This window comes from Micromonospora sp. AMSO12t (assembly GCF_008806585.1).
GTDB lineage: Bacteria > Actinomycetota > Actinomycetes > Mycobacteriales > Micromonosporaceae > Micromonospora > Micromonospora reichwaldensis.
In genome coordinates this window covers 60,034-72,281 of the sequence record NZ_WAAS01000005.1, presented here as the reverse complement: position 1 = coordinate 72,281, position 12,248 = coordinate 60,034, and the positions used below count along the sequence as shown (strand labels likewise).

Below are 12,248 nucleotides of genomic sequence, written 5' to 3'. Positions count from 1 at the left end.
CCCCGCTGACCCCTCCCCCGCGCTCCGCGTCCGGGCCGGGGTCAGCGGGGCGGGACCAGGAGGGTGGGGTCGGCCAGTGCCTGCTCGCAGCCGAGCAGCAGCACCCCCACGCTCCACGCGTGCGACAGCGTCAGCAGCATGCCCTTCGGCTGGAAGCAGGCGGTCTGGTAGTACCGCTCGCTCACCATCCCCCGGTACGCGTTGAAGTCGCCGTCGAAGCGCGCGACGAACTGGCGGAAGCAGGCCAGCGCCTCGCGCGCACGCTCGACGTAGTGCGGGTCGCCGCAGGCGGCGGAGAGTTCCGCGAACTCGGCCGTGCAGATCAGCCCGTACGCGTGCAGGTGCTGGTTGGAGGGCGAGGCGTTGTCGGCCCCCCGGGTCGCGAAGCGGTAGGTGTGCAGCAGGGTGCCGGCCGGGAACGTGGTGTTGTACGTGTACCGGAAGGTCAGCGTCCAGTCGGCGGCGCGGCGGGCGAGGTCCAGCCAGCGCCGCTCGCCGGTGCGGCGGTGCAGCGCCAGGTACGCCATCACGGCGACGTAGCCGTCCTCCGAGGTGGGGGCCAGGTCCACGTCCTCCGGCGCGCCGTGCAGGAACTCGCTCTCGACGAACGGCGCGTAGTACTCCCCGGCCCGGACGGCGGCGGCCAGGTACCCGCCCCCGGCGCCGTCCGGCCCGTCCCAGCGGGCGGCCTCGGCCAGCGCGCCCACCCAGGCCAGTCCCGCGCAGCCGGCCCAGGAGAGCACCTCACCGGTCAGCGCGTGGTGGGTCGAGCCGAGGTTGCCGTCCGGCCGCTGCCGGGCGACGACCGCGTCGAGGTTGGACCGGACCGCGTGGACCCACGCCGGCCGCGAGCCCTCCGGGTCGCCGTCGAGCTCCAGGGCCCGGACGAGGAACTGCGTCGCCTCGGCGAGGGTGCGCGAGTGCAGCGTGTGCGGCACCGGTGACCAGCTCTGCGACCAGCCCCGGTGGCGGTACCAGACGCCCCAGAAGGTGCCGGACGGAGACAGCTCGGCGCAGCAGAAGTCGATGACCCGTTCCGCGGCCGCGACGTCGGCTGTCGCGCCGACCCGCCGTCCGTGGGCCAGCAGGGCGTACGCCCACGGAATGCCGCTGACCCAGCCCACGTGCATGGCCTGCCGGTCCACGGGCAGCCCGTCCTGGCCGCTGATGCCCCGGTCGAACGCGACCGTCTCCAGCAGGACGCCGGGCTCGGCGTAGTGCCACCGGCGCAACCCCTCGGCGGCCAGCACGGCGGCCTGCGTGACGTCGACCCAGGGCCGCAGCGGGGCGTCGGCGGCCTGGCGGGCGTGCTCCTCGCGCAGCACGGCCGCGTAGCCGTGCCGGTCCCGGTCCAGCGCGTAGACGGCGAGGTCCAGTTCCACCCGCTCGCCCGGGCGCCAGGCGTACGTGCTGACCTCGGCCGGCCCCGGTGCCGCGGATCCGTCGTAGCTGACCGGCGCCTCCCGGAACGGAAACGTCAGGTGCAGGTGTCCGCAGCCGCGCCCGGCGTCGTGCCCGAACCCCAGCCCGGTCATGCCGAGGGCGGTGGTCTCGTCGGCGACCAGGGCGACGCCGCCCTCGCCGGTCCAGCCGAACACCGCCGGGGTGGCCGCCCGGTCGGCCCGGAACTCCCAGTGGTCGCTCACCATGCCGGCGTGGTCGGTGCCGTCGACCGCGAACCGGGGATACACCCGCAGGCAGTCCGCCGGCCGGTTCTCGCCGTAGAACGCGCCGGGCAGCAACCACCACGGCGGTTCGGGGTCGGCGGAGAGGTCGACCCGGTACCGGATTCCCGCGTCCACCACCGCGTCGCCCCGGTACTCGACGGTCAGCCGGACGTCGCGCCGCCCGGTGGCCGACGGCGGCGCCCAGTCGAGGGTGGCCGTGAACGGCCCGTCGGCGGCCGGTTCGGTCCGACCGTCGGCCCAGAGGACGTCGACCGTTCCGGGCGCCGAGCCGACCGTCTGACCGGCCGCGTTGCGCAGTGGCGTGGGGGCTGCGACCGCAGCGGGCAGGGAGCCGGTCACCGTGACGTGCACATCCTTCGCGCTCTGGGATCGATACCACTATTGAGCCGCCAAGATAGCGGAAGTACCCCTACAGGGCCAGGTATCGGCCGGACAGAACGCATTGACACAAGCAAAAAGCGTGTGGTTGCGTCTGTGGATTCGTTCCCACAAGCGGCCCGGCCGCTCACTCCCCCGGGAGCTTCCCGATGCATCGCTCTCTGTCCAACCTGACCCAACGGATCGACCGGGTTCTGCTCGAACGCTTGATCCCCGCGATCCACCGCGACGTCGAGCCCGTGACCGTCGAGGCGGCCCACCTGCCCGGCGAGCCGGTGCCCGCCGACGTCGGGCTGGCGCTGCCCTACGCGCCGTTCGCCGTGGGCCAGTTCTGGGGTCCCGCCTGGAGCACCACCTGGTTCCGGTTCACCGGCGAGGTGCCCGAGCGGATGCGCGGCGGGCGGGTCGAACTGATCGTCGATCTCGGCTTCGAACGGGCCGGGCCCGGCTTCCGCTCGGAGGGCCTCGCGTACACGGCGGACGGCACTCCGATCAAGGGCATCGAGCCGCGCACGGCGTACGTGCCGGTGGCGCGGGAGGCGGGCGGCGGCGAGCGCGTCGAGGTGTACGTCGAGGCCGCGGCGAACCCGCGCTTCGACGGCACCGTCACGCAGCTCGGGGACCGGGAGACCGCCCCCGACACGCCGCTCTACCGGCTCGACCGGGCGGAACTGGCGCTGCGGGACGAGGAGGTGTACGCGCTCGTCCTGGACGTGCAGGTGCTGCACCAGCTCGCCCTGGAGCTGGCCGTGACCGACCCGCGGCACCACGAGATCCGTCGCGCCCTGGAGCTGATGCTCGACGAGCTGGACCTCGGCGACCTCACCGGCAGCGCACCCGCCGCCCGCAAACGGCTGGCCGGCGTCCTCGCCTCCCCGGCGGCGCCGAGCGCCCACCGGGTCACCGCCGTCGGCCACGCGCACATCGACTCGGCCTGGCTCTGGCCGGTACGCGAGACGATCCGCAAGTGCTCGCGCACCTTCTCGAACGTCGTGGCGCTCGCCGACGAGTACCCCGAACTCGTCTTCGCCTGCTCCTCCGCCCAGCAGTACGCCTGGCTGCGCGAGCACCACCCGCAGGTGTACCGCCGCGTGGCGGAGAAGGTGGCCAGCGGGCAGTTCCTGCCGGTCGGCGGCATGTGGGTGGAGTCCGACACCAACATGCCGGGCGGCGAGGCCCTGGTGCGCCAGTTCACCCAGGGCAAGCGGTTCTTCGCCGCCGAGTTCGGCATCGAACCACGCGAGGTCTGGCTGCCGGACTCGTTCGGCTACTCCGGGTCCCTGCCGCAGCTCGCCCGCCTCGCCGGCTTCCGCTGGTTCCTCAGCCAGAAGATGTCCTGGAACCAGACCAACCGCTTCCCGCACCACACCTTCTGGTGGGAGGGCATCGACGGGAGCCGGGTCTTCACCCACTTCCCGCCGGCCGAGACGTACAGCTCGGAGCTGAGCGGGCGCGAGCTGGCGTTCGGGGTGGCCAACTTCACCGAGCACGGGCGCTCCACCGTGTCGCTGCTGCCGTTCGGCTACGGCAACGGCGGCGGCGGGCCCACCCGGGAGATGCTGGAGATCGCCCGCCGGGTCGCCGACCTCGAAGGCTCGCCCCGGCTGGCCATCCGCACCCCGGCCGAGTTCTTCGCCGAGGCGGAGCACGAGTATCCGGACGCGCCCGTGTGGAACGGCGAGATGTACCTCGAATACCACCGGGGCACGTACACCAGCCAGTCGGCGATGAAGCGCGGCAACCGGCACACCGAGCACCTGCTGCGCGAGGCCGAGCTGTGGTGCGCCACCGCCGCGTCGCGGACCGGCCACGAGTACCCGTACGACGAGTTGGACGCCGTCTGGCAGGAGACCCTGCTGCTCCAGTTCCACGACATCCTGCCGGGCAGCTCGATCGCCTGGGTGCACCGCGAGGCCCGGCAGACGTACGCGAGACTGGCCGACCGGCTGGAGACGCTGATCGACGCGGCGCTCGCGGCGCTCACCGGCCCGGGGTCGGTGCCGCTGGTCGCCAACGCCGCGCCGCACACGCGGCCCGGCGTGCCGGCGCTCGGAATCGCGACGACCCCCGCGGACGGCACCGGGCCCGACGCCGGCGCCTCGGCGGTGTCGGTGCGGACGGGCCCGGACGGCACCGTGCTGGACAACGGCCTGCTCCGGGTGCGCATCGCCACCGACGGGACCGTCGCGGCCATCCGCGACCTGGTGGCCGACCGGGAGGTGCTGCCGGCCGGCACCTCGGCCAACGTCCTGCAACTGCACCCGGACCTGCCGAACAAGTTCGACGCCTGGGACGTCGACGAGTTCTACCGCAACCGGCGCCACGACCTCACCGAGGTCACCGAGCTGACGGTGCAGGCCGACGATCCCCGGTGCGTGCGCGTCCGGATCAGCCGCAACGACCGGAACTCCGCGTACGTGCAGACGGTGTCCCTCGCCGCCGGGGAGCGCGTGCTGCGGTTCGAGACCGAGGTGGACTGGCACGAGCGGGAGACCTTCCTCAAGGTGGCCTTCCCCGTCGACGTCCAGGCCACGCACTCCAGCTCGGAGATCCAGTTCGGCCACCTCCAGCGGCCCACCCACACCAACACCTCGTGGGACGCGGCGCGCTTCGAGATCTGCGCGCACCGGTGGCTGCACGTCGGCGAACCGGGATACGGCGTGGCGCTGGTCAACGACGGCACGTACGGCTACGACGTGACGCGCCGGCCGCCCGGCGACGCGCAGGGCGCGCAGCCGACCACCGTACGGCTGTCCCTGCTCCGCGGCCCCCGCTACCCCGACCCGGACACCGACCGGGGCGCGCACCGCTTCGGCTACGCGCTGGTCTGCGGGGCGGAGATCGAGGACGCGGTACGCGAGGGCTACCGGGCCAACCTGCCGGTCCGCCGCCGCACCGGTGGGCACGCGGTGGACCCGCTGATCGAGGTCAGCGACCCGGCCGTCGTGGTGGAGGCGGTGAAGCTGGCCGACGACCGCTCCGGCGACGTGATCGTCCGGGTGTACGAGTCGCTCGGCGGACGCGCCCGTGCCCGCCTGAGCGCCTCGTTCGGCCTCGCCGGGGCCCGGGTGGTCGACCTGCTGGAGCGGGCGGACGAATCGGTCGCCGCGCTGGCCCCGGTCACGGTCGAGGGCGACGCCGTCGACCTCGCCCTGACGCCGTTCCAGGTGGTGACGCTCCGGCTGACGCCGGCGCGGGACTGAGAGAGCGTGGTGACACCCGGGCGTGGTCTTCGCTTGGTCCGTCAGCGAAGACCACGCCCGGGTCGCCGGGGTCAGGACGGCGGGTCGGCGCGGCGCAGCGTCACGTCGGCGATCCCGTGGCCGGCGACGGTCACCGGACCGCCGCCGGTCACCCCCGGGCCGGCCCACTCGACGGTGGCCGCCACCGGTTCGGCGCCGATGTTGCGCAGCCGTACCCGCACCGCCTGATCGCCGGCCGGCCGGACCTCGGCGAGCAGGCGGTCCGCCGGTTCCACCCGGAGCCCGCTGCCGCCCGTCACGCCGACCGGCCCCGCGTACCGCCGCGCCTGCAACGGTTCCAGCAGGTTCCGGCCGTACACCCGGACCTGCTCGCGGGTCACCGGGCCGGAGCGCGCGGCGAACCGGTACCGGTACCGCCGGGTGCCGTCCTGGCTCGCCTGGAAGTTGGTGAAGTGCAGGTTGTTCATCAGCCAGCTGTTCACCTGTCCACCGGCCACCGCGAGGGTCCGCGCCCACCGCCCGGTGTGGAAGCCGCCCACCTGCACGAGCGGCGCGTCGAAGCTGCCCCACAGGATGCCGTGGTCACGGTTGGTCACACCGACCGCGTGCTGGACCGAATGCCAGTCCCTGCTGGTGTCCGGGAGCTGTTCCGTCCCGGCCGCGTACACCGCGCCGGCGGTCTCCAGCAGGAACTCCGGGTCGGGCACCGCGAACGGGAACGCCACGAAGATGCTCTCCGGTTCCAGCCGCGCGGGCTTGACCAGGTGCACGTCGAGGTCCACGACGTCGGCGTCGCGGTAGAGCGTGAGCGCCACGGTGGCCGCCGGGAGATCCGCCGGGGTGACCCGCCACGTGATGGTGGCCAGCTCGGCCGACTCGGTGATCGCCGGTTCGTCCTCGCCCCGGGCGACCAGCCGCTCGAAGTCCGGTCCCGGGAAGTCCGGATGGAAGTCCTTGGGCGAGCGCACCACCATCGGATGGTCGCAGCCGGTGGGGATCCTCTCGACCACCACCGCGCCCAGCCCGTGCGGCACGGCGGGGTCCACCAGCTCCCGGCCGTCGCGCCGGTCGACCAGTGACACCACGCCGCCGCGCGCCGGATCGACCACCACCCGGTACGGCCCCTTGGCGATCTCCCGGCCGGTCCGCGCCGTCGACGCTCCGGGCGTCGGCAGCAGTGCCACACCGAAGGCCGGCGCCCGGGCGACCAGCCGCGCCCGGCGGGTGGTGTCCAGCTCGACCTCGACGGGCTCGGTCCGGTCCCGCTCGGTCGGGTTGACCACGAGGATCCCGTCGCCCGCGGCCGGCACGGGCGCCGCGCCGGCCGGGTCCGTGCCGCTCGCCGCGAGCCGGAACATCCCCTCGACGGCCAGGTCACGCGCGAGGTCGTACGCCTGGTACGCGAATCCGGCCTTGGCGTTCCAGTGCGAGTGGCTGAAGGTGGAGTGCGGCTTGGAGTACGTCTCCCAGGAGCCCCAGGTGTGCTCGCCGAACAGCAGCAGGTCCTCGTCCACCCTGGCCAGGTCGGCGACCACCTCGTGTTCGTCGCGCAGCCGGGTCGGCCCGCGCCGGTAGCCGAGCACGTGGGCGAGCGCCGGTTCGCCGTCCCCCCGGAGCAGGGTCAGCCCGAGACTCGTCTGGGCCGCCCGGGCGAACGACCGGGCCTCCCGGTAGACGGCCACCTCCCGGGCCGTGGACCCGTGACCGTGCGACCACCAGTCCGACCACTCGCCGCGGACGACCGGCACGTCCGCCCGGCTGGCCTGCGGCTCCAGCAGGTCGAGGGCCTCGTCGATGGTCGCCGTGCGCATCGGCGGGTTGCCCGGCACGGTGTTCCAGTGCCGCACCACGTCGAGGAACAGCGGCGTCGGCCAGCGGTTGTCGTTCGCCGCGTGGACCACCGCGACGTCGTACGGGTAGTCCGGGCGCGCCGCCAGCCGCTCGACGAAGGCCGCGATGTGGCGTTGGGCGGCGACCACGTCACCGTCGACGATCCCCCACTGCTCGCCGAAGCCGTAGTGCGTGGAGAGCCACACGAACACCCGCTGGCCGCTGGCCCCCTCCCACCAGAACCCGGTCGGCTGCTCGTACGGCGCCCGGCCGTGGTCGGGGTTGAGCGCCATCACGAGCCGGGACATCCCCGCCCGGCGCATCGCCTCGACGGTGCCCCAGGCGATCCCGTTGACGTCGCCGTGCTGCTGGGTACGCACCGGCAGTCCGGCGGCCCGGAACACCTGGAGCGCGTCGTACGCCGCCCCGAACTCCGCATCGGACGGCAGCTGGGTCATGTTGAGGTAGCCACCCGTCACGGCGACCCGGCCCTCGTGCACGAGCCGCCGCAGCTGCGCCGCCCCGGCTTCGCCGGTCTCGGCGAGGTGGCGCAGCACCGGCCGGGCCACCTCGAACGTCCAGCGGAACTGGGCCGGGCCGGGTTCCGGGTCCGCCTCGCAGAGCCGCAGCACCTCGGCGACGACGCGCCGGTGCTGGTCGTCCAGCAGGCGCGGGCTGTTGGTATAGCCCACGTCGTGGTGGGTATGTCCGACGAGCAGGATCTGGCTGATGGTCGGCACTCTGGCCCCCGATTGTGGCATCGTTGTCACACCGGATCCAACTCCACTTTGTCCCTCGTGGCAACCCCAGTTTGCCTCTGACCTGGGCCGACACTAAATGGAAATGTTCCCCACTTGTGTCCGGTGTCACGTTCGGCTACGGTCCCGCCTGGTACGGATTCCATGCTGACTTCAGCCTCTTGAGGGCCGGTCCCGCCGGCCCCGCACGCCGTCGAAGGGACCCAGATGAGGAAAAGGCGAGCTGCCTTCATAGCCGCAGGCGTCGCCGCCGCACTCGTCGCGACTGCCGCCTGTGGATCGTCCGAAGGCGACAGCGGCGGCGAGGCCGCGAACTTCGACGCCAAGCCCACCGGGACCTTGAGCGCCTGGGGGTTCAACAACGCCGACGACGTCGGCAAGGCCCGGATCGAGTACGCGGCCAAGCAGCTCGACGGCGTCAAGATCGAGATGGACCAGACGGGCTTCGACGCGCAGAAGTTCACCACCCGCCAGGCCAGCGGCAACGTCCCCGACGTGGTGCAGATGGACCGTGAACTGGTCCTCACCTACGCCGCCCAGGGCCTCATCCAGCCGCTCGACAAGTGCCTGGAGGTCAACAAGGTCACCAAGGACCGCTGGTACCCGGCGGTGGCCAACGACGTCACGTACAAGGGTCAGATGTGGGCGGTGCCGCAGTTCTACCAGCCGGCGGCGATCATCCTGAACAAGAAGGCCATGGACGCGGCGGGCGTGCAGGACGCCGACATCGACACGTCGAACCCCGACAAGCTGCTCACCGCCGTCGCGAAGATGTACAAGGCCAACGGCGGCGTGCCGACGACGCTCGGGTTCAACCCGCAGGCGACCGGTCAGATCAACCTCTGGCTCGTCGGCATGGGCGGCAAGCTGGCCGACGCCGACGGCAAGCCCGCCCTGGACGACCCGAACAACGTCGCCGCGCTCGAACTGCTCAAGAAGATCGTGGACGCGCAGGGCGGGTTCGCCAAGTACAAGAGCTTCACCGACTCGTTCGACATGTTCGGCGAGAAGAACCAGTTCGTCCAGAACCAGGTCGGGGCGGAGGTGGACGCCCAGTGGTACCCCAACGTCCTCTCGCCGTACAAGGACAAGATCAAGCTGGGCGCCGTGCCGTTCAAGGGCAAGGACGGCAACCCGGTCACCCAGGCCGGCGGCACCTCGTTCGTGATCCCCGCCCAGGCAAAGAACCCCTCGGCCGCCTGCAAGTGGGCGCTCGCGCTGACCGAGGAGGGCTCCTGGAACGCCGCCGCCGAGGCTCGGGCCAAGACGGTGGAGGAGAAGAAGTCCATCAACACCGGCCTGTTCACCGGGTCGCCGGTGTCCGACAAGGCCATCCGGGAGAAGTACGTCAAGCCCAGCGGTGACGCCGGCTTCGACCAGGTGATCAGCACGTACTACGAGGTCGCGGACGCCGGCAAGAGCGTGGGAGCGTCGCCGGCCGGCCAGCAGATCAAGCAGGAACTGCTGAACGCCGTCACCGCGGCCCTGCTCGGCAGCAAGCCCGCCCAGCAGGCGCTCGCCGACGCCCAGACGGCGTCGATGAACGCGTACAAGACCGTTACCGGCGGCTGACCGCCAGCAACGTACCTCGTGGGCGTGGCGGGTCCTCGCATGGCGCGGGAGCCCGCCACGCCGCATTGTGGAGATCTTGCGATCCACCCCGGGAATCTCCGGCACCCGGCACACCATGGAGGCGTTGGATGACAAGTACCACCGTCGCACCCTCCGGCGACGGCACTCGCGACAGCAGCAGGAAACGGCCGGGCCGGGGAAGGAAGTACAACCGCCGGGAGGCGCTGGCCGGCTACCTCTTCATCTCGCCGTGGATCATCGGCTTCCTCGTCTTCACCGCCGGATCGATGATCTACAGCCTGGTCATCTCGTTCAGCAAGTACAACCTGGCGACCAACGTCATCCGGCCGACCGGGACCAGCAACTACGAGGCGCTGCTGGAGAACCCGAAGGTCGCCAAGTCGCTGGCGAACACCCTGTTCTACGCCGTGCTGGCCGTACCCCTGGAGATCTGCTTCGCGCTGCTGCTGGCGGTGCTGCTCAACCGGGTGGGCCGCGGCGCCGGGTTCTTCCGCACGGTCTACTACCTGCCGAAGATGACCCCGGCGGTGGCCACGGCGTCGATCTTCTTCCTGCTGCTGAACGGCAACACCGGCGCCATCAACCAGGGCCTGCGCTTCATCGGCATCGAGGGCCCGCAGTGGCTGGTGGACCCGACGTGGGTCAAGCCGTCGATCGTGCTCATGGCCCTCTGGACGGTCAGCGGCACGATGGTCATCTTCCTGGCCGCGCTCAAGAACGTGCCGCGTGACCTGTACGAGGTCGCCTCGCTCGACGGGGCGGGCCCCGTCCGCCAGTTCTTCTCCATCACCCTGCCGATGATCTCCGGGGCGCTGTTCTTCAACGTCATCATCCTGACCATCGCGGCGTTCCAGATCTTCGACCAGGCTTACCTGCTGTTCTGGCGGGACCAGAACAACCCGGCGCCGGAGGCGTCGCTGTTCTACGCGGTCTACCTGTTCCAGGAGGCGTTCCGGCAGTTCAACTTCGGCTTCGCGGCGGCGATGGCCTGGCTGCTCTTCGTCATCCTGATGATCCTGACCTTCATCCAGGTCAAGGTCGGCAACCGCTTCGTGTACTACGAGGGAGAGCGGTCGTGACGACAATCGGCCCCAGCACGGCACCCACCGCAGCCCCCGTCCTGGCCCAGGCCGTGGACGCCGCGCCCTCCGGAGGGATACGGGAGCCCGGGCGCCGGCCGACGAGATGGACCGTCGGGCGGGTACTGCTCACCCTCCTGCTCGTCGGCTTCGCCGCGTTGTTCCTGTATCCCCTGGTCTGGCTGATCGCGGCCAGCCTCAAGCCGGCCAGCCAGGTGTTCGACAACTCGTTGATCCCGAAGACCTGGCGGTGGGACAACTACGTCCAGGTCTGGAGCGAGCTGCCGCTGCTGCACTGGGTGTTCAACAGCGTGTCGATCGCACTGCTCGCCGCGATAACGGTCGCCATCTCCAGCTCGATGGTGGCCTTCGGGTTCGCGTACTTCCGCTTCCCCGGCCGCAACCTGCTGTTCGGGCTGGTCCTGGGCACGATGATGCTGCCCGGCGCGGTCACGATGATCCCGATGTACCTGATCTGGAAGGAGACGGGTCTCCTCGGCACCTGGGTGCCGCTGTTCGGCGCCAACCTGTTCGGCTCGGCGTTCTACATCTTCCTGCAACGGCAGTTCTACCTGAGCCTGCCCCGGGAACTGTTCGAGGCGGCCCGCATCGACGGGTCCAACTACTGGCAGCTGTTCTGGAAGATCGCCATGCCGCTGTCCATCCCGTCGTTCGTCATCGTCTTCCTGTTCGAGTTCCAGGCGGCGTGGAACAACTTCCAGGGCGCGCTGATCTATCTCAACGGGGAGTCGATGGACGACTTCACCGCTCCCCTCGGCATCGCGTACGCCATGACGAAGTACAGCCCCACCGCCGGCGGGCAGGGCGACTACCAGTACGTCATGGTCGCCTCGCTGCTCGTCACGCTGCCCATGCTGCTGCTGTTCAGCTTCGGCCAGCGGTACTTCATCGAAGGCGTCGCTACCCAGGGCCGTAAGGGCTGACCTCCGAAACGCGGCTTTGGGCTCGGCGTGAAACCGGGCCCAAAGCCGCGCCTCCCCGCCGGGGTTAGATCGCCGCGAGCCGCTGAAGCAGAAGAAGCCCGAGGCGGCCCAGATCCTGGCGTGCCTTCGCGGCGTCTTGCTCCGCCGCAGCAGTCGATCACCGATGCGGGAACGGCGCTCAGCGCCGACTTGCAGGCTCGTCGGCCCCCAGCTACGCGCCGTCTAGACTCGCCCGGTTGCGGGCCGCCGCGCGCCACCACGACGATCCGCTGGTCGCCGAGGCGGCGGATCGCCTGTCGGACGTACGCCTCCTCGCGTGGATGCCCGATCGAGAGGCTTCATCGACCTCGTGACGGTCGACGCTGCGATGCCATCGCCAAGAGGCGGACTTGGGACGTCAGCATGGGCCTCAAGCCGATACGGTCGGCGAAATGACCTTTGTGGACGCCAGCGAGGGACTGCCCACGCTCGGCAAGCTCGAACTGCTCGACGTGCGGCAAGTCTGGAAGCACGAGGCGCACACCTTCACGCCGTGGTTGCTGGCGAACGCGGACGTGCTCGGCGAACTGCTCGGCATGGACCTGATGCTGTCGTCAGCCGAGCACCCCGCTTCGAGGCACCGCCACCTGGATCGGCGGTGGTTGCGGTGGCTGCGGATGCGATCGGCCAGGTGATTCAAGGTCCGGCTGGACAACGAGATCGTGGAGGGGTAGGACAGCACAGGCGAGACTCCCGATCGGGGCATCGGGCTTTGGTCGATTTGCTGTCTTACCTG

6 protein-coding genes and 1 pseudogene are annotated in these 12,248 nt (G+C 71.0%); 4 read left to right on the top strand and 3 right to left on the bottom strand.

Annotated features, from left to right (window positions below):
- Window positions 1–41 precede the first annotated feature (41 nt).
- Window positions 42–2,027: a hypothetical protein gene (locus F6X68_RS01615; protein ID WP_151452546.1), complete on the bottom strand. Its 1,986-nt coding sequence runs from the start codon at window positions 2,025–2,027 to the stop codon at window positions 42–44.
- 188 nt (window positions 2,028–2,215) lie between these two features.
- Here F6X68_RS01615 and F6X68_RS01610 point away from each other — a divergent pair, with 188 nt between their 5' ends.
- Entirely contained in the window at window positions 2,216–5,269 is a 3,054-nt protein-coding gene (locus tag F6X68_RS01610; RefSeq protein ID WP_151452545.1) for a glycoside hydrolase family 38 C-terminal domain-containing protein, read from the top strand.
- 71 nt (window positions 5,270–5,340) lie between these two features.
- Here the strand turns inward: F6X68_RS01610 and F6X68_RS01605 are convergent, their stop codons facing one another.
- The gene (locus F6X68_RS01605) at window positions 5,341–7,839 is read right to left on the bottom strand and encodes a hypothetical protein (protein WP_151452544.1); all 2,499 of its coding nucleotides are present in this window, start codon (window positions 7,837–7,839) and stop codon (window positions 5,341–5,343) included.
- A gap of 225 nt (window positions 7,840–8,064) precedes the next feature.
- Here F6X68_RS01605 and F6X68_RS01600 point away from each other — a divergent pair, with 225 nt between their 5' ends.
- The 3 genes from F6X68_RS01600 to F6X68_RS01590 all read left to right on the top strand — a co-directional run bounded on the left by F6X68_RS01600 (window position 8,065) and on the right by F6X68_RS01590 (window position 11,473).
- Window positions 8,065–9,429 (top strand): ABC transporter substrate-binding protein, encoded by a 1,365-nt coding sequence (locus tag F6X68_RS01600; protein ID WP_151452543.1) that lies wholly within the window; start codon window positions 8,065–8,067, stop codon window positions 9,427–9,429.
- 128 nt (window positions 9,430–9,557) lie between these two features.
- Entirely contained in the window at window positions 9,558–10,529 is a 972-nt protein-coding gene (locus F6X68_RS01595; RefSeq protein WP_151452542.1) for a carbohydrate ABC transporter permease, read from the top strand.
- Window positions 10,526–11,473: a carbohydrate ABC transporter permease gene (locus F6X68_RS01590; RefSeq protein ID WP_151452541.1), complete on the top strand. Its 948-nt coding sequence runs from the start codon at window positions 10,526–10,528 to the stop codon at window positions 11,471–11,473. Before F6X68_RS01595 ends, F6X68_RS01590 begins: the two co-directional genes overlap by 4 nt.
- Window positions 11,474–12,068: 595 nt before the next feature.
- Here F6X68_RS01590 and F6X68_RS01585 read toward each other — a convergent pair.
- A pseudogene (locus F6X68_RS01585) lies at window positions 12,069–12,194 on the bottom strand (IS5/IS1182 family transposase); the annotation flags it as partial.
- Between the last annotated feature and the right edge of the window lie 54 nt (window positions 12,195–12,248).